General features: G+C 70.7%; 19 protein-coding genes, 2 tRNA genes, 2 pseudogenes and 1 riboswitch. Of the genes and pseudogenes, 5 read left to right on the forward strand and 18 right to left on the reverse strand.

Going from position 1 to position 23,204, the window contains the following annotated elements; genetic code table 11:
- Positions 1-83: 83 nt before the first annotated feature.
- Positions 84-920 carry a tRNA (guanosine(46)-N7)-methyltransferase TrmB gene (trmB, locus tag IG78_RS0128185; protein WP_030568115.1) on the forward strand — a complete coding sequence of 279 codons (837 nt, stop codon included), beginning with the start codon at positions 84-86 and terminating at the stop codon, positions 918-920.
- Positions 921-979: 59 nt separating this feature from the next.
- The gene (locus tag IG78_RS0128190; RefSeq protein ID WP_030568117.1) at positions 980-2,473 is read left to right on the forward strand and encodes a PrsW family intramembrane metalloprotease; all 1,494 of its coding nucleotides are present in this window, start codon (positions 980-982) and stop codon (positions 2,471-2,473) included.
- 16 nt (positions 2,474-2,489) lie between these two features.
- On the opposite strand, the gene IG78_RS0128195 is transcribed toward IG78_RS0128190, so the two are convergent.
- From IG78_RS0128195 to IG78_RS0128240, 11 genes and pseudogenes are all read right to left on the reverse strand, one after another.
- Entirely contained in the window at positions 2,490-3,434 is a 945-nt protein-coding gene (locus IG78_RS0128195) for an aldo/keto reductase (RefSeq protein WP_030568119.1), read from the reverse strand.
- An 88-nt stretch (positions 3,435-3,522) separates the two neighbouring features.
- Entirely contained in the window at positions 3,523-4,623 is a 1,101-nt protein-coding gene (locus IG78_RS0128200) for a M23 family metallopeptidase (RefSeq protein ID WP_030568121.1), read from the reverse strand.
- An 11-nt stretch (positions 4,624-4,634) separates the two neighbouring features.
- A riboswitch (cyclic di-AMP (ydaO/yuaA leader) is annotated at positions 4,635-4,770 on the reverse strand.
- Positions 4,771-5,000: 230 nt separating this feature from the next.
- Positions 5,001-6,221 (reverse strand): PP2C family protein-serine/threonine phosphatase, encoded by a 1,221-nt coding sequence (locus tag IG78_RS0128205; protein ID WP_404827781.1) that lies wholly within the window; start codon positions 6,219-6,221, stop codon positions 5,001-5,003.
- Positions 6,222-6,642: 421 nt separating this feature from the next.
- On the reverse strand, positions 6,643-7,911 hold the full coding sequence (locus IG78_RS0128210; protein WP_030568124.1) for an MFS transporter: 1,269 nt from the start codon (positions 7,909-7,911) through the stop codon (positions 6,643-6,645).
- A gap of 23 nt (positions 7,912-7,934) precedes the next feature.
- Positions 7,935-9,059: a PLP-dependent cysteine synthase family protein gene (locus tag IG78_RS0128215; RefSeq protein WP_078965699.1), complete on the reverse strand. Its 1,125-nt coding sequence runs from the start codon at positions 9,057-9,059 to the stop codon at positions 7,935-7,937.
- Between the two features lie 111 nt (positions 9,060-9,170).
- Positions 9,171-9,530, reverse strand: coding sequence for a hypothetical protein (locus tag IG78_RS49465; protein ID WP_051853004.1), 360 nt, complete (start codon positions 9,528-9,530; stop codon positions 9,171-9,173).
- A gap of 203 nt (positions 9,531-9,733) precedes the next feature.
- Positions 9,734-9,807 (reverse strand) — tRNA-Met (locus IG78_RS0128225).
- 66 nt (positions 9,808-9,873) lie between these two features.
- Positions 9,874-10,380: a hypothetical protein gene (locus IG78_RS0128230; RefSeq protein WP_037686714.1), complete on the reverse strand. Its 507-nt coding sequence runs from the start codon at positions 10,378-10,380 to the stop codon at positions 9,874-9,876.
- 278 nt (positions 10,381-10,658) lie between these two features.
- Positions 10,659-11,075: a DUF5955 family protein gene (locus IG78_RS49470; RefSeq protein WP_157855887.1), complete on the reverse strand. Its 417-nt coding sequence runs from the start codon at positions 11,073-11,075 to the stop codon at positions 10,659-10,661.
- 5 nt (positions 11,076-11,080) lie between these two features.
- Entirely contained in the window at positions 11,081-12,706 is a 1,626-nt protein-coding gene (locus tag IG78_RS0128235; RefSeq protein WP_157855888.1) for a hypothetical protein, read from the reverse strand.
- Positions 12,707-13,177: 471 nt separating this feature from the next.
- A pseudogene (locus IG78_RS0128240) lies at positions 13,178-13,462 on the reverse strand (GNAT family N-acetyltransferase); the annotation flags it as partial.
- A gap of 3 nt (positions 13,463-13,465) precedes the next feature.
- Between IG78_RS0128240 and IG78_RS52470 the strand changes: the two are divergent.
- Positions 13,466-13,894 (forward strand): annotated as a pseudogene (locus tag IG78_RS52470) (transposase); the annotation flags it as partial.
- 1 nt (position 13,895) lies between these two features.
- Here the strand turns inward: IG78_RS52470 and IG78_RS0128250 are convergent.
- On the reverse strand, positions 13,896-14,360 hold the full coding sequence (locus IG78_RS0128250; protein ID WP_030568139.1) for a GNAT family N-acetyltransferase: 465 nt from the start codon (positions 14,358-14,360) through the stop codon (positions 13,896-13,898).
- Between the two features lie 800 nt (positions 14,361-15,160).
- Between IG78_RS0128250 and IG78_RS0128255 the strand changes: the two genes are divergently transcribed.
- Positions 15,161-15,541 (forward strand): phytanoyl-CoA dioxygenase family protein, encoded by a 381-nt coding sequence (locus IG78_RS0128255; protein ID WP_051853005.1) that lies wholly within the window; start codon positions 15,161-15,163, stop codon positions 15,539-15,541.
- 546 nt (positions 15,542-16,087) lie between these two features.
- Here the strand turns inward: IG78_RS0128255 and IG78_RS0128265 are convergent.
- The 6 genes from IG78_RS0128265 to IG78_RS0128290 form a co-directional block, all read right to left on the reverse strand.
- Entirely contained in the window at positions 16,088-16,318 is a 231-nt protein-coding gene (locus tag IG78_RS0128265; protein ID WP_157855889.1) for a hypothetical protein, read from the reverse strand.
- Positions 16,319-16,496: 178 nt separating this feature from the next.
- A complete protein-coding gene (locus tag IG78_RS0128270; protein WP_157855890.1) occupies positions 16,497-17,462 on the reverse strand; it encodes an NsdA family TPR-like regulatory protein in 966 nt (321 codons plus the stop codon).
- Positions 17,463-17,519: 57 nt separating this feature from the next.
- Positions 17,520-17,592: transfer RNA gene (locus IG78_RS0128275), tRNA-Lys, on the reverse strand.
- A gap of 182 nt (positions 17,593-17,774) precedes the next feature.
- Entirely contained in the window at positions 17,775-20,174 is a 2,400-nt protein-coding gene (locus tag IG78_RS0128280) for a DEAD/DEAH box helicase (protein WP_030568147.1), read from the reverse strand.
- A 245-nt stretch (positions 20,175-20,419) separates the two neighbouring features.
- Complete coding sequence (locus IG78_RS0128285) at positions 20,420-20,998, reverse strand: hypothetical protein (RefSeq protein ID WP_030568149.1); 579 nt, start codon at positions 20,996-20,998, stop codon at positions 20,420-20,422.
- Positions 20,999-21,185: 187 nt separating this feature from the next.
- Positions 21,186-21,536: a metallopeptidase family protein gene (locus IG78_RS0128290; protein ID WP_058849882.1), complete on the reverse strand. Its 351-nt coding sequence runs from the start codon at positions 21,534-21,536 to the stop codon at positions 21,186-21,188.
- 81 nt (positions 21,537-21,617) lie between these two features.
- Here IG78_RS0128290 and IG78_RS0128295 point away from each other — a divergent pair, with 81 nt between their 5' ends.
- Complete coding sequence (locus tag IG78_RS0128295) at positions 21,618-23,177, forward strand: metallophosphoesterase family protein (RefSeq protein WP_030568153.1); 1,560 nt, start codon at positions 21,618-21,620, stop codon at positions 23,175-23,177.
- The last annotated feature ends 27 nt before the right edge of the window (positions 23,178-23,204 follow it).

A 23,204-nucleotide genomic window follows, 5' to 3' on the forward strand; every position in this document is an offset into this window, starting at 1 on the left:
AAGGGGCGCCCGCGCGCGGAGCGCGCTGATGGATACAGCGGGGCGCGCCGCGAGGCCGCCGCCCCGACTAAAATCGACGCACTGTGTCTGAGAACTCCCGCCCGAAGGGCACCCCGCGCTTCCCCGAAGGACCCACCCCCGACCCCACGGGGTCCCAGTTCGAGCGGCGGATCCGCAGCTTCACCCCGCGCCGCAGCCGCGTCACCACCGCCCAGGGTGACGCCCTGCGCCGCCTGTGGCAGGCGTGGGGCCTGGACATCGACGGCAAGGAAGTCCTCGACCTCGCCGCACTCTTCCAGCGGCCGGAGGGCTCACGTCCGGTCGTCCTGGAGATCGGCTTCGGCATGGGCGAAGCCACCGCGCAGATGGCTGCGGCCGACCCGGACACCGACATCCTCGCGGTGGACGTGCACACCCCCGGCCAGGGCAACCTGCTCAACCTCGCGGAGCGCAACGGGCTGAGCAACGTCCGGGTCGCCAACGGCGACGCCGTCATCCTGCTGCGCGAAATGCTCGCCCCGGAGTCCCTGGACGGCGTCCGCGTGTACTTCCCTGACCCCTGGCCCAAGGCCCGGCACAACAAGCGCCGCCTGATCCAGCCGGAGTTCCTCTCCCTGCTCGCCCCCCGCCTGAAGCCAGGCGGACTGCTGCACTGCGCCACGGACTGGGAGCCGTACGCCGAGCACATGCTCCAGGTCCTGACCGCGCACCCGGACTTCGAGAACACCCGGGAGGACGGCGGGTTCGCGCCCCGGCCCGGCTTCCGGCCGCTCACCCGCTTCGAGGGCCAGGGCCTCAGGAAGGGCCATGTCGTCCACGACCTGCTGTTCCGCCGCGCGGCCACCCTCACGGAGCGCCCGGAACCGGACGTTCAGTCCCCTGCGGCCCCGCAGGACCCCAAGGCCCCGGCAGGCGACTGAGACCCAGGGTCCCCGAGGCACCGTCGCGGTCCGCCGCAACCCTCGTTACTGTCGAAGCCGTGGCCACCAGTCCCGCCTACCCGACATACCCGACGCAGCCCGCCGGGCCCGCCGGGTCCGCGGGGAACGCGGGGAACGCGGGGAACGCGGGGAACGCGGGGAACGCGGGGAACGCGGGGAACGCGGGGAACGCGGGAAAGACGAACCGGCATCCGCGCTGGTGGCAGCTCAGAGCGCTCCGGGTGGGCGGGCTCGTCACCCTGCTCGCGCTCTCCGGTCTGGTGATCCTCGCCCTGGTGCGCGAGCAGACCGGCACCGAGGGGTTCCTGGTCGGGCTCGGTCTCGCCACGCTGCCGGTGCCGCTGCTCATCGCCGCGTTCCGGTGGCTGGACCGGGTGGCTCCCGGGCCCCGGCGGAACCTGGTGTTCGCCTTCGCCTGGGGGGCCTGCGCGGCCGCCCTGATAGCGATCGTCGCGAACAGCTTCGCGACCCAGTGGATAGCCACCGCCACCGCCGACCCGACGAGCGCCGACACGCTCGGCGCGACCGTCATAGCCCCGATCGTCGAGGAGACCGCGAAGGCCGCGGCCGTGCTGCTCGTCTTCCTCTTCCGCAGATCCGACTTCACCGGTGTCGTCGACGGCTTCGTCATAGCGGGCGTCACCGCGACCGGCTTCGCGTTCACCGAGAACATCCTCTATCTCGGCAACGCCTTCGGCACCGACCAGCTCAGCGGCGAGAGCGGCCTCGCCTCGGTGACGGCGGCGACCTTCTTCGTCCGCGTCGTCATGTCGCCGTTCGCGCATCCGCTGTTCACCGTGCTCACCGGCATCGGCTTCGGCATCGCCGCCCTCAGCGGCGAGCGGCACACGACGCGCCGGGTGCTCCTGCCGCTCGCGGGACTGCTGCTCGCGATGGGCACGCACGCCTTCTGGAACGGCTCGGCGAGCTTCGGCGAGTACGGCTTCTTCGTCGTCTACGCGACCTTCATGCTGCCGGTGTTCGGGCTGCTCACCTGGCTCGCCGTCTGGCTGCGCCGGCGCGAGCTCGCCCTCGTGCGGGCAGAGCTGCCCGCCTATGTGGTGGCCGGCTGGCTCACCGCGGCCGAGCCGTTCGCGCTCGGCTCGATGCGCGCGCGGACCCTCGCCCGTGACTACGCCGCGCACCACCTGGGCAGACCCGCGGGCCGTGCCGTCGTCGACTACGAGACGTACGCGACCTCCCTCGCCCTGCTGCGGCACCGGGCCCACCGCGGCCGGGCCCGCGCCGACTTCGCCGTACGGGAGCGGGAGCTGCTTGACGCCCTGTGGGAGCGGCGCGAGGTGGCGCGTCCCGCGCTCGCGTACGCGGCCCGGGTGACGGCGCCCGTCGTGCTGCCGCTCCCGTACGCCGCGTACGGGCCCTTCCACACCGCGTACGGGATGCCTCGTACCGCGTACGGGATGCCTCGTACCGCGTACGGAACGCCGCACGCGCCGTACGGGCAACCCCACGTCGCGCACGGCCCCCCGGCGGGCCCCGCCTACCCCTCGTACAACCCCTACCGGACCTGAGGCACGGCGGCCGTGATCACGCCGACGCGGCGGTCAGACGGGCCACTTCTTCCTGCGTCAGCTCCAGGTCGGCCACCGCGAGCAGCGCGGGAAGCTGTTCCACGGAGCGGGCGGAGGCGAGCGGCGCGGCCACCGTCGGCTGGGCGGCGAGCCAGGCGAGGGCCACCGTGGCGTGCTCGGCGCCGCGGTCCGCGGCTATCTCGTCGAGGGCCGCGAGGACGCGCTGTCCGCGCTCGGTCTCCAGGTGCTGCGCCGCTCCCCCGGCCCGGGCGCTGTCGACCTGGGTGCCCGGGCGGTACTTGCCGGTCAGGAAGCCGGCGGCGAGCGCGTAGTAGGGCACGGCCGCGAGACCCGAGCGGGACGCGACCTCCTGGAGCGGGCCCTCGTAGGTGTCGCGCGAGACGAGGTTGTAGTGCGGCTGGAGCGCCACGTACCGCACGAGGCCCTCGCGGTCGGAGAAGTCGAGGGATTCCTGGAGGCGTTCGGCGGTGATGTTGGAGGCGGCGATCGCCCGTACCTTGCCGGACCGCACCAGTTCGTCGAGGGCGGTCAGGAACTCCTCGACAGGCACGGACGGATCGTCGTAGTGCGTGTAGTACAGGTCGATGTAGTCGGTGCCGAGGCGGCGCAGCGACTCCTCGGCGGCGGACTTGATGGTGCTCGCCGAGAGGCCCTTGTAGTCGGGGTGACCGCCGACCTTGGTGGCGATGAGGACGTCGGAGCGGTTGCCGCGCGCGGCGAGCCAGCGGCCGATGACGGTCTCGGACACGCCGCCGTCGTTGCCGGGCGCCCACGCCGAGTACACGTCGGCGGTGTCCACGAAGTTGCCGCCCGCCGCGGTGTAGGCGTCGAGGACCGCGAAGGACTGCTGCTCGTCGGCGGTCCAGCCGAAGACGTTGCCGCCGAGGGCGAGGGGGAAGACTTCGAGGTCGGAGGAGCCCAGTGGGCGAAGAGTGGTCATGGGGGGATCAACGCACACGCGGAGTCGGTAATTCCGGCGGCCCTGGCGTCGGGGGGGGGTGTCGCCAGGGCCGCCGGGGCCTCGGGTGTTACGGGTTGAGACCCTTGCCCTGGAGCCAGCCGAGCGGGTCGATGTTGGCGCCGCCGCTCGTGTGGACCTCCATGTGGAGGTGCGGGCCCGTGACGTTGCCGGTGGCGCCGACGCGGCCGATGACGTCGCCGGTGGTGACCTTCTGGCCGGCGCTGACGCTCAGCGAGGACTGGTGGCAGTACCAGATCTCGGTGCCGTCTTCGAGTTCGAGGATGGTGCGGTAGCCGTACGCCCCCGCCCATCCCGCCTCTTTGACGGTGCCGGAGTGCACGGCCTTGAGCGGGGTACCCGTAGGGGCAGCGAAGTCGAGACCGGTGTGCTGACCGGAGGACCACATGGAGCCGGAGTCACCGAAGTGCGAGGTGAGGGTGTACGAGGAGGTGGGCAGTGAATAGCTCTTGGCGAGCTTGGCGAGACGCTCCGCCTCGGCCTTCTTGCGCGCGGCCGCTGCCTTCTCGCGCTTCTCCTCGGCCGCCTTGGCCTTGGCCTCGGCCTGCGCCTTGGACTGCTGGGCCTTCGCCTGCTCGGCGGCCTTCCGCACGGCCGCGTCCTCGGCCGCCCTGCGCATGGCGTCGTCCGCCTGGCTCTGCTGACTCTCGGCCTGCTGCATGATGCGGGCCCGCAGTGCCTCACCGGCGCCGGTGGTGCCCTGCTCGGCGTCGGCGGCGCTCACGCCCGCGGAGCTGAGGGGTGCGGCGGCCGCGACGGTGGTGGGCGCCTCCGGCGCTTCGTCCGACATCAGGGCGCCCACGCCCGGCAGGGACCCCGCGTCGGGCAGCGAGTCCGTGACCGCCGACATGTCCGGCATGGCTATGGAGACGGGCGGCTTGCCGCCCTGCGCGGTGGCCATGCCGCCCGCGCCCACGGCCGCGATGACGCCGACGCCGAGGACGGTGGAGCTGCGCGCGAGGCCGCCGCCGCCCTTCTTGTGGACCCGGTGCCGGCCGCGCACGGGGCGGACGGACTCGGCGGTGGGGTTCCACTCCTCCCACGGCTCCTGGGGGGCGTACCCGCCGAATCCCGCAGGGCCTTGCGGGCCTTCGCCGGAGTCGTCGTTCGGTACGTAGAGCGCTTCGGGGGCAGGCCGGTTGGACGCCACTGGGGCGTACTCCTTTCCTTCCTTCTCGCCTACCGGGTTAGCTGACGGGTTCGGAGCAGGAAGGTCTCCTACGGGCACGGATCATGCCCGATTCACCCCAATGTGGTGGTTCCCCGGCTCCCTTGCGGGATTAGGCGTGTGCGCACGGAGCCGACTTGAGTGTCGACTGGGACGACCGCGCTGCGTTATCGAACGTTAATAGACAGCGGGTCGGTATTCCAAGCTGTTCCGACTGATCGTTAACGCTTACGCCACTAACACAAGGGACATCTGCGTTGTGAGTGGGGCGAGTTGAACGGCGCCCATGACGCACCGCAGCGAGGTGGACCTTGGGGGCTGGCTGATGCCGCGTCAGCTACTGTGCGGAGGGACGCCGTTCAGTCACCGGTTGTGACGGGTCGTCGTACGGCGAGCAGGGCCATGTCGTCCGTGGCGCCGTCCACGGTGTGTTCGCGGACGTCGTCCACGAGGGCGGCCAGGAGCGCGTCGGGGCCGCCGGGGCCGGGGAAGACGCGGCCGCCGAGCCGGACGGCGGGGTCGAAGAACTCCCCGTCCGCGTTCCTGGCCTCCGAGAGCCCGTCGGTGTAGAGCAGCAGTGTGGCCCCGGGCGGGAAGTCGACGTAGTCGGCGCGGTCCGGCCAGGTGCCGAGGTCGCCCATGCCGAGCGGCAGCGCGGGCTCGGCCGGGGTGAGCACGCATAGCCGCCCGTCACCGCGCAGGACCAGCGGCTCCGGGTGCCCCCGGTTGATGATCCGTACGATGCCCTCGCCGCCCCGCGGGATCTCCGCGAGTACGGCCGTGGTGAACCCCTCGAAGGCGTCGAGGCCGTCCCGCCGCATCCCCTCCCTGGCGAGTGCCCGCTCCAGGCGCTGTGCCACCGCCTCCAGGGTCGACTCCTGCTCGGCGGCCTCCCGGAAGGCCCCGATCACCACGGCGACGGCGGCCACGGCGCCCATGCCCTTGCCGCGTACGTCACCGACGATGACCCGTACGCCGTGCGGGGTGTCCTGCACCGCGTACAGGTCCCCGCCGATGAAGGCGTCGGCCTGCGCGGCCTCGTAGCGCGCGGCGATGTCGAGGCCGCCGATGCGCGGGTCGGGCTGGGGGAGCACCGCGCGCTGGGCGGTCTCGGCGATGGAGCGGGCGGAGGCGAGGCGGGCGTCGCCGCGGCGCACGACGCGGTTGATGACGACGGCCAGGATGCCGACGGTCAGCATGGTCAGGAACTCGGTGACCACCTCGACGGCGGCGCCGGCGCTGCCCCCGCGAAGGCGCAGGCCGAGCACGGCCGCGCAGGACACCGCGGCGACCGCCACGGTGGTGCGCAGCCGGAAGAACGGGGCGGTGATCAGCGGGGCGGCGGCGAACAGCGGGGACGCGGTGAACTCGGGGGGGGTGAGCGCGTCGAAGCAGATGCCGACGACGAGGAGCAGCGGGGGCAGCCCCCGGACGAGGGCACGCTCCCGCGGCAGATCCCGCGATCCCCCCGACCCACGCCCGGCCCCCGTGCCCCGCACACCACCGAGCCCACGCCCGCCACCCGCGCTCCGCCCACCGCCGGGCACACGCCCGGCACCCGAGCCCCGCTGGCCACGCACACCACCAGGCTCACGCCCACCACCCGAACCCCGCTCGTCACGCACACCACCAGGCTCACGCCCACCACCCGAACCCCGCTCGTCACGCACACCTCCCGGCCCGCCTCCGGCATCCGAACCCCGCTGGCCCCGCACACCACTCCACTCACCCCCGGCACCCGAACCCTGCCCGCCGCGCGCATCACTCGGCCCCCCACCACGCACAGCAATCACCACCGCTCCGCTCTCACCGCAACCCGCGCCGCCTCGGCCTACCCAGGCTTCCCGTAGCGGGGCCGGGAAGCGACCTGATGTGGGCCGAGTGGGTTAGGGGGCTACCGGCGGTGGAAGGCGCCCGGGGGCGCGGGCCGAGCGGGCGGGCTCGGCGCGCGCCCCGGGCGCGTACGGGGCGGGCACGGTCACCTCCGAGCGCCGGTAGGGGTCAGGCGGGGTCACCTCCGAGCGCCGGTACGGGTGCCGTGAGCCGACCCGACCGCCCGAGCGAGCGCAGCGCGAGCGCGCAGCCCGCGCCGAGTACGGCGAGCACCAGCCACGGCACCGCGGGCAGCCCCCGGCTCCGGCCCAGGTCGAGCAGGACGCCCATGGCGAGGTTCCCCACCGTGATCCCGATGCCGCACACCGTGTTGTAGAGGCCGTAGTGCGTGGCAACCCACCGCTCGCGGGCGAGCGAGACGACGGTGTCCATCTCGAACGGGTAGAGCACGGCGTTCGCGGCGGCAAGCCCCGCCGCGCACAGCAGCAGCGCGGTGACGCCCGCGTACCCGGGCCCGCCGAGCGCGGGCGGCAGGAACGCCACGCCCATCAGGCCGAGCCCGGCGACCAGGCACTGCTCCCGCGTCCACGTCCGCTTGCACCAGTCGGTGATCCGCAGTTGGCCGACGAGCGCGACGAGCCCGGACACGACGAACAGCGCGCTGGTCGCGACGGTCGTCGCGGTCCCCGCACCGAGCAGCCGCTCCACCTCCAGGGGCAACGCCAGGTACACCTGGAACGACAGGACGTACGACCCGGTCATGGCGAGCGAGAACAGCCAGAACGGCCGGTTGCCGAACACGACACGCCACTGCCCACCCCCGGCACCGGCACCGGCGTCGGAGGAGGCCGCCTCCCCCCGCCGCACCGGAAGCCGCAGCACCTGCACCACCGAGAGCACGGCGAAAAGCACCGCCGCCACCGCGCAGGTCAGCTTGAAGTCCACGCCGGTCAGGGCGAGCCCGACGAGTGGGCCGAGCAGGATACCGGTCTGGTAGAAGACGTTGAACAGCGCGAACGCCTCCACGCGCCGCTCCGGCGTGCCCGCCTCGGCGGCGACGTACGCCCGTACCGCAGGATTGAACAGCGCCCCCGCGAGCCCGGTCGCCGCCGAGGCCGCGATGAGCACCGGCAGCGTCTGCGCGAAGGCGAGGGCGGTGAAGCCCCCGGTGCGCAGGGCGCAGCCGGCCACGATCATCGGCTTGTACCCGAGCCGGTCGGCGAGCGCCCCGCCGACCAGGAACATCCCCTGCTGGGAGAGGTTGCGCACGCCGAGCACCAGGCCCACCGCCCAGGCGGCGAGGCCGAGGTCGCCGGAGAGATGAGCGGCGAGGTACGGCATCAACATGTAGAACCCGAGGTTGATGCTGAACTGATTGACGAAGAGCAACTGCACGGCGGGCTCGAAGGCACGCACACGAGCCCGGACCCCGCCCACGGAACCGACTCGGCTGCCGGGGCTCACTGGGCACCTGCCCCGGCCGGAACCCCGGCCTGCCCGCTCGCCGCCCCCGCTTCCCCGCAGGTCCCGGCCCGCGCGCGCCGCTCGGCCCGCCACCGGCTCCACTCCACGATCCCCTCGCCCGGCCCGGCGACTTCCCGCGGCTCGTCCGGGACGGAGCCCGCACCACCGAGCAGCCCCCGCTCATGGCAGTACTCATCGTTGAAAACGGTGTCGAAGTACCGCTGCGGCCCGTCGGGGAATACCGCGGCGACGCGCGTCCCGCGAGGCCGCGTACGTGCCAGCCAGCCCGCGACGAGCGCGACCGCACCGACACTCCAGCCCCCCGTGGCGAACTGCCGCCCGGCGAGCAGCCGGGCACTGCGCACGGCCTCGGCCGGGCCCACCCAGTGGACCTCGTCGAAGGCGGCGTGGTCGACGTTGCGCGGATGGATCGACGAGCCGAGCCCCCGCATGAGCCGGGGCCCCGCGGGCAGCCCGAAGATGGTCGAGGCGACGCTGTCCACGCCGACGAGTTCGAGCCCGGGCAGGGAGGCGGCACGCAGCGTGCGCGCGATCCCGGCGGAGTGCCCGCCGGTACCGACAGCGCACACCAGCACGTCGAACTGCCCGATCTGCCGCACGAGTTCGGCGGCAAGGCCTCGATAGGCTTCCGGATTGTCGGGATTGTGATATTGGTTCGGGCACCAGGCACCCGCGAACTCGGGCCGTTCGAGCAGCGCCTCGACCCGATCGACCCGGGCCTGCTGCCAGCCGCCGACGGCACCGGGTTCGCGTACGAGGTGGACGCGGGCGCCGTGCGCGACCAGCATCCGCTCCACGATGGGTTCGAGGCCGGGGTCGGTGACGATGTGCACGGGGTGGCCGTAGTGCACGCCGGCGAGGGCGAGCCCGAGCCCGAGGGTGCCGGACGTCGACTCGACGACGGGCGCGCCGGGCCGTAGTTCGCCGCGGGCGCGGGCGCGCTCGACCAGGTGCAGGGCGGCGCGGTCCTTGATGCCGCCGAAGTTGAAGCCTTCGAGCTTGGCCCAGTAGCCGCGGCCGCCGTCGGGGGCGGGTTCCTCGATCCAGAGCACGGGCGTGTTGCCCACGGCCGCCGCCGCGGGCTGAAGCTTTCCGATCATGGGGGGTGCGTCCTTCGGTGCTTCGGTACGTGGATGGGGGGGTGGCTCGGGGGTCCGCGCGGCCAGGGCGTTACGAGGTACGCGCCGGCGCCCGCGGGACCGCGGGGCCACTCAGTTCCGATCCACTCCGATGGCGACGAGGAGTCGCTGGCCGAAGGCGGGGCACGGGGGCCCGTCCCGGGACATGGCCATGGCTCCCGGGACCGGGGCGGGGGGCGCGAGGTCGTCGGCGCCACGCTCACCGCCCCTGCCGCCGCCCGCGCCTTCGGGCCGCTCCCGGTCGGCGGGCTGGGCGGCGAGGGCGGCGCCGTGCGCGGAACCGGCGTGCTCGCCGTGCGCGGGTCCGGGGCAGACGTGGTGGGCGGGGGCGGCGGCGGCCGGGCTCGTGGCGGCGAGCCCGTGCGGCCCGTGGCACACACCGGCGAACAGCGCGCAGATGGTCAGCAGCACCACTGACAGCACGTACCGCACCCGACTCATGGTGACCACAAAGCTACGCACGGCACACGAGTCAACGCAAAGCCCGCTGCGGACAACGGCGCGAAACGGCGCCACGGACAGCCGAAAGCCGCCGGAGCGGGCCACCGGAGCCAGCCACCGAAGCGGGCCACCGGAATAAGCCACACATGCCGAAGGCCCGGAATCGATGAACGATTCCGGGCCTTCGGTTTCAGTAGCGGGGACAGGATTTGAACCTGCGACCTCTGGGTTATGAGCCCAGCGAGCTACCGAGCTGCTCCACCCCGCGTCGGTGAACCCAACACTACGCCATACGGGACGCAGATAGCGAATCGGTTCCCTGTGGCCCCACACCTCACTCGGCCGTACGGCACCGGCGCCGGTAGTAGCCGTACGTCAGGGCGAGGATCAGCGGCCCCCACAGCGCCATCAGGCCGCTGACCACGGCAGCCAGCAGTTGCCACCACACGCTGGTGTACGCGACGTCGGAGAAGCCCGCGAGATGGAACGTACAGAGCACCCACTGGACAAGCAGCGCGGTGAAGAGCAGCCCCATGAGGGCGGCGGGCACGATCACCGCGAACGGGGGTATGCGCCTGCCACCCAGCACCGGCACCCACCGCGGCACCACCTCGCCCCACGGCCGCACAAGACCGCGGCAGAGCAGCGCGAACACCTCGGACAGCAGGCTGAGCGTGACGACGTAGGACACGTTGGCCCACCGGGACCACGACATCGTGGCGGCGTCCGCCCCCATCAGAAAGTCGAACCCGATGGGCAGCCGCCACAGGCACACCGGCAGGGCGAGCAACGGCAGAACCCGGGCGATACGTTCCGCCCACTCCGGGCCTGTTGAACCCACCGTGGCCGTCGGAACCGTAGCCGTAGCCGGAGCTGTCGAAGTCGGGCCCGTGGAAGTCGAAGTCGAAGTCGTAACCGTCGAAGTCGTAACCGTCGAAGTCGGAGTCGTCGCGCTGATCGCCATGCGTCCACTCTGGACGGCCGTGGGCACACGGAAATCACGCGCACGCAGGAACCGACTCCCCCCTGCGGCGGAGGCGCCACGCCCTGAAGTAGCCCTGGTGCGCGGTAGCGGGGGCGGAGGGTCAACGCAAGGCGAGCAGCATCACGTCGTGAAGCTCAGCGCCCTCCCAGGGCAGGGAACCAATCACCGACAGCCTGACGCAGTTCGGCGAGCAGGGTTGCGAGCCCTGTCACCCCGGCCAGTGCACCCGCCAGGGCGTGCACTGCTCCCCACAACCGCCCAGGCTCTGGTTCGAGATCGGACGCCTCGTCAACCGCATCGGTGATCGCTTGATCAGCGGTCTGTCGGCTGTATCCGTCGAGTTGGGTGTCCTGCAGTTGATCACGCATCTGCCCCAGCAGGCTCACCACTCGCTCCGCTTCAGCGGACACTGTCTCGGCAGCCACTGGCGCCTGGTTGTGCTGCGTGGCCCGAGCTTGGCGCCCGGCGGCGACCGGGCCAGAGACCCTGGCTCCGCCGGAAATCTGCACTCCCTGATTGCCCCGCTGTCCGTCGCTGGGCAGTTCTGGCATGGGCGTCACCGCGGTTGCCTCCTAGCGCCTGACCTTGCCTGGTTCAAGGGGGAGCGCGACTGTTGGGCCCTCGCCCTGCTTCCGGCGGCGATCGGGCCGGAGACCGTTCCGCCGCTAATTTGGATGCCGTTGTTGATCTGGATATCTTGCCGGGTTTCATATTCGCCCAGCGTGTACCCGCCGGCGCGCAGACAGTTGAGCAACGCCGTATGTACGCGCCGCTCGACCATCGCGGTCAGTCGCGCGACATCCATTTCTTGGAATGGATGTGAGAAAACTTTGGAGGCCGCCGCTTCTCGTACTGAGAAACGAGGGCCGTGGTCGACAGGGCGGCCCTGATCACGCATCATGCTCTGCCACTTCTCGTTACGGCGCACCTGCCAGGCAGTTCCCATCATCCGCCATGGCTCCGATATGGATTGACCGAGCGTGCGGTTCATGTTGGTGAAGGCATACCAGGCAGCGACCAGCTTTTCCTCCAGGCGGTCCGGCGGCACGAGAGTGTCGACAACATGGAATCGGCTGTCAATGGGCAGCAGCACGAACCCTACACTCTCCACCTGAAGCTGTTCACCTTTGACGAACACGCGAAAGAACAGGCTAATTACCACCTCTTCCTCCCAGCAGCCAATACGCACTGCCACAAAGTGGCGCAACCGTTCGTTTGCGGCTAGGTCCACCTCGTTCGACCAGCCTGTGATGCTGTCATCTTGGCCTGCTCCGGAGAAGCGTTGCCAACCACTTGAATGGGCAGTCCTCGAATCCCAACGGAGTCCAGGCTTGAATATGAAGTCCTTCACTTCGATCTCATTTAGGCGGTCACCCGGGTAGTCCGGGCCTGCACCTAACGCGCGAAGTTCCGCCTTCACCGCAGCGTGCAGCTCGGGAACACTGAGAGGCTTCACCTCCTGCCCTTCAGTAAGTGATTCCGAGGGAACCAACTCGATCGCGAAGGACCAGTCGGAGATCAGCACTCCCGCACCCACAAAGGGACCGAAAGCTGCGTAGACAATGTCTCGCCGATCATCCAGCAACCCGAGGTCCTTGCAGCGATCAGCCCCCGCCTGGGATAGGTTTGTCTCGTGGTTTTGCCGTGTAGTCAGAGCACGCAGAGTCCATAGCCGCTGCACATAGCCGGTGAGAGCGAGTGTCCCGAGCACCAGCAGGGCCGCCCCGAGCACCTCCCCTGTGAGGGCACTGCCGAACAAGACAGCCAGGCCGACTCCGATCAGAAGGACGACCGCTGCAACCGTCTGAAGCGGGACAAGGGCGGACCGGCTGCTGCGCTGGCCACCACCCCAACCGAGCCGACTGCTCGGGCTGAGCAACTGCACAAAGGTGCTGATGACGAATGCGACCAGCATGCCACTGGGCGAAAGGACGCCAGCCACAACGATTGCTGGTACGACGAACCAGGCTTGGAGTGCGATTGTTTGTCGTACGGCGAAGCATTCTCGCAGCACCTGACTAAGGTCGAAACCGAATGAAGGCGGCGGCACACGGTGCCGGTGTACTGCGAGTTCCTTGATCGTGCGCGAGCGAAATATCTGATCAAGATGGGCAGCCGCACGCAGGTACGCGGTGGCGTTCCCACTCTGCGGGCCTGCCTCCACATCGATCAGTTGCCTCACACCATCGGGAGTCAACCGTGGTGGCGTTGGCAGAGGTGGCACCGGCGGTACTGATGGGGGCTTCGGAATATCTCGCCCCCACTCATTGGATGGCCCTTGATATCCGGACCCTTGCCCAGCGTACGGATTTCCCATGCCAGTCCCCCTGGTGCATCCATCCCGTTCTCCACGCCCCTGCTGCCAGCAGCATGGCAGGAGATTCTCCGGATAGAACCGGGGGCATCGATGGCCGACAGGGCGTAAAGGCGCCATTACCCGGCGCACAGCCATAACGCGCACGCCCCCCAAATGGGGTGCCAGTAGACAGAAGTTCCGGGTGAACAGGAAGTTCCAAACAGACGGGTAATGAGATCGCCGTCCTCGCCGAGGCAGGACTTGTGTACGCGGTACCGGGGCGCGGCACGTACGTGGCTGTGCAGGCACCGGAGGGTCCCGCCAAAGGCGAGGTATGACGCTCCAGCGGGCAAGGGGTCAACGCAAGGCGAGCAGCATCACGTCGTGAAGGTCAGCGCCCTCCCAGGGGCGTGCCTCGCCGACCTTTCGGTATCCCCATGCTCGGTAGGAGGCCACCGCTGCCTTGCTCTCCGAATGGACATTCAGCAGCACCCGTTCCGCCTCGACACCGTCGAGCAGAGCGCCATGCAGCCGCCGGGCGATACCGAGCCCCCGCCAGTCCACACATACGGCAAGCTCCATGAGCCCGAAGGTCCGGCGCCCGTCCTCGCGCCGCATGTCGTCGTCCACAGGCGTGGTGAGTGCGGAGTGCGGCACCTTTTCGCTGCACTGGACCTGGCAAAGGACAAGCTCTACGGCCACATCAAGCCGGTCAAGAGGCGGACACAGTTCCTGGAGTTCTGCCGCTACTTACGCACCCTCTACCCGTGAGAGGTCCGGATCGCGATCGTCAGTGACAACTTCTCCCCGCACCTGAGCACGAAGAAGTGCCAGCGTGTCGGCACCTGGGCTACGGCGAATAACGTCGAGATGGCCTACACCCCGACCAACTCCTCCTGGCTGAACCGCATCGAGGCCCAGCTCACGGCCCTGCGCTACTTCACCCTCGACGGCACCGACCGCGCCGACCACAAGGAACAGGGCAGCATGATCCGCCGCTACATCATCTGACGGAACCGCCACGCTGACGACCAGCACCTGCGAGCCGTGGTCGCCCGGGCCAACATCGCATGAATCAGGTGACGGCCCGGCGATAGACCTGCCGGGAACCGCCTTCCGGTCCCGGACCGGCAGCCTCGGCAGGGGCGAAGCCCAGACGCTCGTAGAAGACACGCGCGCCGCTGACGACAGCACCGGGGTGTTCGGCCCCGAAAGTGACCACCTCAATGGTGCCCGGGCCCTGCACCCACCTGCGCATCGCGTCCGACATCAGTGCACGACCGACGCCCATCCCCCGTGCCTGCTCCGAGACGACAAGCCAGTGGACGTGGTAGGTCGACGCCTCCGCCCCGAACAGCATCCCGCCGAGGAGTTCCGGCCCCGAGGAAACAGCGACGAGCGCCCTGGACCGACGCACGTGCTTGCGCACAGCGTCATGGAAACCGACGTCCTCGACCATCGGGCCGAACCAGTGCTCAACCTGGGCCGCCAGGCCAAGGAAGCCGGGAAAGTCTTCATCTTCCGCGAGTCTGACGATCATCCAGGCAGTCTGGCATGAACGCGGCGAACGTTGTCTGATACGGCACTAGCTTCACGCGATACGAGGCACTGTTGCGGGCCAGGTCGCCACCGATCCCGCGCACGGCAGCCCGCAGGAACGGCACGGCTCGCTTCGGTTGCTCCACACGTACGTACATGTCGGCCGTGGCGTAATCGACCTCGAAGGGGCCGACGAACTGCGTAAGAGGCGGCACCGAGGGCTCCCGTGATCTCCCCCTCGATGCGGTGCGCCTTCTTCATCGCCGGGACGCTGCCCGCCGTGTGGTCCGTCTGATAGAGGGCGTCCAGTCGAACACGCAGTCGACCGATGTCAGCCGTGCCGATGCGCGGCCCCACCCGGGCTGGAACGAGTGCCGCCGCAGCGAGGGCGCCCGTGTCGGCAACGAACGTTCTCCGCTTCACATCTCCAGAGTCGCCGATCGGTGCCGCAACCGACGAACGATGGGCAGGGACTACGAATCCCATCTCCGCGAGGGGCACACCGAAGACGGCTTCCAGTACGACCTGTTGGCTCGGATGCGGAAGCGGGGGTGGCGTCTCACATTCCCACCTGCGTAGTTGCCGGACGCTCAGGGAGGCGTCGAGGCCCAGGCGCGCGGCCTCCCGCAGGAACATCTCTACGAACGATGCCTGCGTGTGCCCCTCGGCCCGCCGCAATCGGGCTAGGCCGCTCGTGACCTCGCCTTTCATGCGCTACCCCTCGCGACCGCGCGTCGTCTGCCCACGGTAGTGACTTGGCCCACGGGTCGCAGGTGAAAACGTCCGCCTACCAATCCGCGCGTGCAGCTCGACCCCGAACTCTCCGTCTCCGCGTGGCTGGCCGTGACCGACGCGACCACCGTCAACGGCTGCTTGCAAGTGGTCCCCGGCTCGCATGCCGCCGGATACCTCGACTACGGCCGCGAGGAGAGTGACGCACGGCGCGGCAAGGCGCTCGGCGTACAGGGGATGCCCAACGGCCCGCACGAGCGGGGCGTATGGCTGCCGCTCGACGCCGGACAAGCCTGCCTGATGGACGTCCGACTGGTCCACCGCTCGGACAGCAACATGACCATCGGCGCCCGCGTCGGCCTGAACATCCGCTACGTCGCTCCCGGCGCGATCCGCCCGAGCGGCCCCCACAGCCCCAGCCTGTACCCGCTCACCGGGGCGGACTGGTGACCCAAAAGGCACCACCGAGTTCGAGAGGAGCACCAACCGTGACCATCCTCGACACCGTCGCCCCACCGATCACCCGCATCCGCGTCCTCACCGGAGAGGACGCCGACCCGGCTCGCCGGGGCAGTAAGAAGGTCATCGCGTTCAGCGACTGCCGCTACTACTGCCCTGCCGCCGCCACTGTCGAGCGGTGCATCGAGCACCTGCGAGCCAGCAACCGACGGCGCGGCAGGCCCGCCCGGATCACAGGGCGAGCCCGGGCCCGCAGGCCCGGCGGGCGAGCAAGGTCCGCGCGGCGAGCAGGGCCCCGCGGGCGAGCCCGGCCGGGACGGGCAGACCTGCCCCGACGGGTACACCCTCCAAGCCCCGGCCAGCGATCCTCATGCGCTCGTGTGCCGCCGCGACGGCGCTCCCGACCCTGGGGCAAGCGAGCCTCCGCCGCAATCTGCGGCACTCGATCCGGCACGACGCCAGTACTGACGACGACCCCGCCCTCCTTCGGGAGGACGGGGCCGCTTCGTCATGTCCGGGGTCAGGTCACGCGCGGCTTCATTCTGTGAAGACGGTGTGCACGCCCAGGCAGGTCGGGGCCCCGCACATGACCTGAACGCCCAGGCCCTGGACGGCGCTGATCGTCGCGCCCTCTTCGCTACCGCAGGTCCGGCACGCCAGGTCCCCCATGCGTCGCAGCACGGCGGCCATGTTCGCGCTGTTGTTGGTCTGCGCGGCACGGCGCAGTTGTGCGATGTCCGCCATGGTCGTGGTTCGTCGATTGGTCATCCGGAACCTTCCGTGATCACTTCGTCCACGCCGCGCCGCACTTGCACATGCAGAGGAATGTGCCGTCTTCCTGCGGGTACACCTCGATGTCGCCGCCGCCGCACACTGGGCATTGCATGACGCCACGGTATGGCCCGAGCACCGGCCGGCGCAGGCGGCTGGCAGAAAATGGCTAGGTCTAGCTAGCCGCTATGTCGCCAGCCGTACCGGCCAGCCAGGCCGGGCCGTTCCGGTCGATGGCGCGCAGCACCTTCCGCAGCCGCTTCCTGTTGCGGGACGACGCCACGTTGCGCAGGATCGGGCCCAGGCGTGTCAGCGGTTCCTCGACCTCCTGCCAGGCGCCGAGCCGTACAAGGGCATCGAGCTCGGCAGTGGCGTAGTACAGAGCGCCCCGCCCGGTGGGATTGATCGCGTCGACCAGGGTGCGGGTCCGCTCGAAGCGTGGCACCGCGCGGACAGGCTCCGCCAGGAGAAGCGCCACTTCCGCCTCGTGACCGGTCACCTCCAGGTCGTTGACCCACCATGACCACTCGGGGTCGCGAGGGTGCAGAGAGTCTTCCGGTCTGCTGCGCGCCCTGCTGAGTGCCTGCTGCGCTCGTGCGCGATCACCGACAGCGGCCAGGGCGCGGCTTCGCCGCAACTCTGTGAGCAGCGCTACGCGCGGCGGCACTCCACGGCCGGTGATCTCATCGCACAGTGTCAGTGCCTCGCCCGCACGCCCGCTCTCCACGGCCTCCATGGCTAACAGGTCCATGGCAAACCACTGCATGGGCCGGTCCCCGGCAGCGCGGGCGAAGTGCAGGGACTCCACCCATACAGCGCGGGCTGCTTCGGGGCGTGCTGCATCGAACAGCAACCATCCTGCGATCTCCGCGAGTTCGGCAACGATGCTCAGTTGTGCCTTGTCCTCGCCAGTGATCTTCGCGCGCTCTGAGCGCCACACCTGGTTCGCCGCGTCCGCTACGTGGTCGCCGCCGTGAGCGTTGTCGTGGGCAAGGAGCCAACCCGCTCGCTCCTGCACGACGGCGTGCGGGCGGCTGTCCTGCGGCTCATCCGCCTCACCCCTCGCCTCCGAGGCCGCCCGCTCCAAGTCCCCGACCGGCACGTCCAGCACAGAGGCGAGAGCGGAGCTACCGATCTTCAAGGGTCCTGAACACGGCGCAGGCCCAGGTCGCGTATTCGCTGACCTGGGCCTGAGTCGTAGACCGTGTGGGACTCGAACCCACAACCAATGGATTAAAAGTCCACTGCTCTGCCAATTGAGCTAACGGTCCTCGCCGACGGGACGTCGGCGCACCCATGAGCATAGCCGGACGGGCCTCGGCTTCCGATCGGGTATCGCCGACTGGGTGTCCACGCGTTCTCCGCGGGCGCTGCGGGAGGTACGGGGAAGGCCCGTACGACGCGTGCGTCGTACGGGCCTTCCCTCGCTGCTGCTCGCTACCGCGGGCCCGCGTCAGCCGTTGCGCTTCCAGCGCGGCTTGTCGTCGCGGCGGCCGAAGGAGCCGGTGCCGGTGCCGGTGCCGGAGCCGCGGTTGTAGGACGGGCGGTCGTGGCCGCCGGCGCGGTGGCCGCCGGCGGGGCGGTCGTCGCGGCGGTCACGGTTGAACGGGCGGTCGCTGCCCCGGTGACCGGACGGGCGGTCGTCACGGCGGAAGCCACCGCGGTCGTCACGGCGCTCGAACGGGCGGCCGCCACGCTCGTCACGACGCTCGCCGCCGCGGAAACCACCACGGTCGCCGCCACGGTCACCGCGGTCGTCGCGGCGGTCGCGGTTGAAGCCGGAGCCGCCACGGTCGTCACGGCGCTCGAAGGGGCGGCCGCCACGGTCGTCGCGGCGGAACCCGCCACGGTCGCCGCCACGCTCGCCACCGCGGTCGTCACGGCGGTCGTCACGGCGGAAGCCGCCACGGTCGCCGCCACGGTCACCGCGGTCGTCACGGTTGAAGCCGCCACGGTCGTCACGACGGTCGTCGCGACGGAAGCCGCCGCGGTCGTCACGGCGCTCGAAGGAACGGCCACCGCGGTCGTCGCGGCGGTCGTCACGGCGGAAGCCGCCACGGTCACCACCGCGGTCACCGCCGCGGTCGTCACGGTTGGAGGGACGGCGCTCGTAGTTGCCGCGCTCGTCACGGGCCGGACGGCGCTGCTCGTACGACGAACGGTCCTCGCGGGCCGCCGGGCGCTCGGTGCGCTCCGGCGCCGACTGCTCGGGCACCGAGGCCACGGCGGGCTCGGCCACGGCCCCGGCGGGGGCCTCGGCAGCGGCGGCAGCGGCCTCGGCGACTGCGACCGCCGGGTCCTCGCCGCGCTCGCGGGCGGCACGGGCGGTCAGCCGGTCGGCCTCCTCGCGCAGCTCGGCGGCGCGGCGCTGGGCGCGCTCAAGCTCCTTGGTGAGGTCGCGGACCTCACGCTCGGCCTGGGTCGCGGCGTTGCCCGCGGAGTCGGCCTGCACCTCGGTCATGGAGCGGGCGCCGGTGATCTCGGCGACCTCCGGGTCGAAGGTGCCGCCGCCGTTGATGATGTGGCGCGTGGCGTCGACGCCCGCGTCCTCCATCAGGCGGAAGATCTGGCGGCGCTGGTGCGGCAGGGAGAGGGAGACCACGGTGCCGCTGCGGCCGGCGCGGGCCGTACGACCCGAGCGGTGCAGATAGTCCTTGTGGTCGCCGGCCGGGTCCACGTTCAGGACCAGGTCGATGCCGTCGACGTGGATGCCGCGGGCGGCGACGTCGGTGGCGACGAGGGCGTTGACGTAGCCCTTCTTGAAGTCCTCCAGGACACGCGTACGAGCGCCCTGCGTCATGCCGCCGTGCAGCGCGTCGGCCTTCACACCGGAGTCGCAGAGCTGCTCGGCGATGCGGTCGGCGCCCAACTGGGTGCGGACGAAGATGATCGTGCGGCCCTTGCGCGCGGCGATGGCGGCCGTGACGGGCGCCTTGTCGCGGGGCTTCACGATGAGGATGTGGTGCGTCATGGTCGTGACGTTGCCCTGGGCGCTGTCGACCTCGTGCGTCACCGGGTTGGTCAGGTAGCGCTTGACCAGCGTGGAGATCTCGTTCTCCATCGTGGCCGAGAACAGCATGCGCTGGCCGCCGGACGGGACCTGGTCGAGCAGCTCGGTGACCTCGGGCAGGAAGCCCAGGTCGGACATCTGGTCGGCCTCGTCGAGCACCGCGATCTGGGTGTTCTCAAGGGAGCAGGCGCCGCGGCTGATGATGTCGCGCAGACGGCCCGGGGTGGCGACGAGGATGTCGACGCCGCGCTCGAGGGCGTAGATCTGGTTGCCCATGGACGTACCGCCGCAGACGACCTTCATCTTCAGGCCGAGCACGTCGCCGTAGGGCTGGAGGGCGTCCGCGACCTGCATCGCGAGCTCGCGGGTCGGGGTGAGGATGACGCCGCGGGGCTTCTTCTTCTCGGTGCGGCCGCCCTCGGCGAGGGTCGCCAGCATCGGCAGGCCGAAGGAGAGGGTCTTGCCGGAGCCGGTGCGGCCACGGCCGAGGATGTCCTTGCCGGCCAGGGCGTCCGGGATGGTCGCGGCCTGGATCGGGAAGGGGGAGGTCACGCCGTTCTGCGCGAGCTTGCGGACGATGCCCTCGGGCAGACCGAGGTCGCCGAAGGTGAGACCGGCCTCGGCGTCGCCCTCGGTGGCGTCGGCGGCGGCCACGGCCTCGTCGGCGGGGGCCTCGGAGACGTCGGCAGCCACGGCCTGGACCTCTACGGCCTCGACGGACGCTACGGCCTCCACGGCCGACACGGTCTCGACGGCCGCTACGGCCTCGACGGACTCGGTGATCTGGTTCTCGTCCTGGACCTGGACCTGGACAGCCTGAACGTCAAAACTGGAAATGGACATGCGAAATGCGAAACCTTCCGGAGTCTCGGCACGCGCCCACAACTCCGTGATTTCGCAATGGACCGCCTCTATGCGGTCAGCCACGGCAAGGGAGAGTACGCGCCACGCGGCGCTCTCTTTGGCGGCGCCGGGCAAATGGGATCAAACGATCTACCACCATACGCACCCCCCACCCCATATGGCAAACGCCCACCATATCGGGGCTTCACACCCCCCACCAGCCTTCCGCGAACCCCCGCATCCCGCTAGGCGGGACCGGCCTGCGGCGAGGGCTCCCCCCGCCCCGCCGGCTCCCCCACCCCGCCGTGCGCGGACGAGGAGGGCTCGGGCGATGTGGGCGCCTGCGTGGGGGTGGGAGTGGGGGACGAGGGCTCGGGCGGGGGCGTGCTGCGGGTCGGGGCGGGGCCCGGGCGGGTGCGGGAGGGGGTGGGGCGGCCGCCGCCGCTGGTGGGGGTCACGCTCGAACCGCCGCGGTTCCCGCCGCGCGAGGGCTCGCCGTCCACAACGGCGCCTTTACCGTGCCCGGCGGTGGCCTTCTTGCCGTCGCCGCCACCGCCACGGTCCCCCCGCCCCTTCTTCCCGTCCTTGCCACCCTTGCCGCCCTTGCCGTCGCCGTCCTTGCGGTCGCCATCGGCCCCGGGCCCGCGCGCTCCTCCGGGTGACACGGACCCCCCGTCGGGGACGGCGTCGCCGCTTCGCTCACCGGCGGACCGTGCGGGGGCGGGGGTGCCGCTCCCGTCGTCGCCGATGCTCATACAGCCCGTGGTCGCCGCGACGGCCACCGCGGCCGCGGCCCACCTGACGGTTACGTACAACTGGCGCACGGCCGAGCACCTCCGAAGGCGCTGGGGAAAGGGACGCCCTGCCCAACTCCCGCGCCCCGCGGGAGGACACGGACGCGTACGGCTCCGCCGTGGAGCCGTGACCCGGCCCCGGCCACCGCGTCACCGGAACCCGGGACCGTGGGTGTGCCCACACGGGAGGCGGGCGGCAGCCGGAAACCGAACGGGCTCAGCCGTAGCCCAGGGCATGGAGGCGGTCGTCATCGATCCCGAAATGATGGGCGACCTCGTGGACGACGGTGATCTCGGTCTCGGCGACGACGTCCTCGCGGGACTCGCACATCCGCAGGGTGGGCCCCCGGTAGATGGTGATGCGGTCGGGCAGGACACCCGCGTACCACTCGCCGCGATCGGTCAGCGGAGTCCCCTCGTAAAGACCAAGGAGCTCGGGGTCGTCGCTGGGCGGTTCGTCCTCGACGAACACCGCCACGTTGTCCATGAGCCGCGTCAGCTCAGGGGGGATCCGGTCGAGCGCCTCGGCCACCAGTTCCTCGAACTCCTCGCGCGTCATCTCCAGCACCCGCCCATTGTCGGCCACACCCGGCGACTACCACCTCCCCGGAAGGGCATGGTGACCGCCGGGTACGGGCATACGGGCCCAATGGGGCGCGAAGTGCCGGTCGTTCTACGCAAACTGAGCAGCCTGCGCGGGGCGCCGACAGCTCTGGTACGCCGCTACCGCGCAGGTCGCCCACCGCCGACGGCGGACCTCACCCGCACCCCGCACCCGTTCGGCCGTGCGCTCGGCCTGGTGGCGGTGGTGGTGCTCGGGGCCTGGCTGGGCCTTCTGGTGGTGGGCAGTGTCCGCACCTCGGTGGGGCCGATGGACACCCGGATGCAGTTGCGCCCGTCCCTGACCGGCGGAACGAAGATCGACGTCTCCCCCCTCGGCGCCCTCGAACTGAACTCGCACGTGGCGCCGATCCGCCTGGACGTGGAGGTGGACCGCCTCGACCCGGTGCGGTCGGAGGCGCTTGTGGACCACCCGGAGCGGATCTCGGGGATGCAGGAGGAGGTGGCGGGGGACGTCGCGCACGGGACGCTCGACCTGGCGGTACGGTCCTGCGCCGCCGTGGTCGCGGGCGCGACGGCACTGGGCCTCGCGGTGTACCGCAGGCCGCGCAGGGCGCTGGCGGCGGGCGGCCTCGCGCTGACGCTCCTGGCGGCGTCGGGAGGGGTGGCGTACGCGACGTGGAACCCGAAGTCGGTCCTGGAGCCGAAGTTCTCCGGGCTGCTCAGCAGCGCCCCCTCCGTCGTCGGCAACGCCCGCAACATCGTGAGCGAGTTCGACGTCTACCAGCGGGAGTTGGCGCGCCTGGTGACGAACGTGACCAAGCTGTACGACGTCACGTCGACGCTGCCCGCGTACGAACCGGACCCGTCGACGATCCGCGTGCTGCACGTGTCGGACATCCACCTCAACCCGGCGAGCTGGAAGATCATCTCTTCCCTGGTGGAGCAGTACGAGATCGACGTCATCGTGGACTCCGGGGACACGATGGACCACGGGACGGCGGCGGAGAACGCGTTCCTGGACCCGATCGAGGACCTCGGGGCGCCATACGTATGGGTACGGGGCAACCACGACTCCCTCGCCACCCAGAAGTACCTCAAGAAGCTCAAGAACACCCACGTCCTGGACGGCGGGAAGGCGGTGGACGTCGCGGGCCTGCGGTTCGCGGGCATCGGGGACCCCCAGTTCACGCCGGACCGCTCGGAGAAGCAGGAGGGCGACGCGGTGGAGGAGATGGCGGGCATCAACCTCGCCACGTCCCTGTTCGAGGAGGCGGCGAAGAGCAGGCCGGTGGACGTGGCGGTGGCGCACAACCCGACGGCCGCGAGGAAGACGGACGGGGCGGTGCCGCTGGTGCTCGCGGGGCATGTGCACCACCAGGAGATGGAGGTCATGGAGAGGGGCACACGGCTGCGGATCGAGGGCTCCACGGGCGGCAGCGGCCTGCGGGCGGTCGAGGGGGAGCACCCCGACCCGGTCGAGACGTCCGTCCTCTACCTGGACCGCGCGACCAAGCGCCTCCAGGCCTGGGACGAGATCAAACTGGGCGGCCTGGGCCTCACGAAGGCCGAGGTCAGCCGCCACCTCCCCAAGGAGAACCAGCCCGGCGCCGACCCCTCGACACCCCCGCCGGCGCCACCGTCGTAAACCGTTTTGGCGATCCCTCCCCCCATC

Source organism: Streptomyces aureocirculatus, assembly GCF_000720475.1.
GTDB lineage: Bacteria > Actinomycetota > Actinomycetes > Streptomycetales > Streptomycetaceae > Streptomyces > Streptomyces aureocirculatus.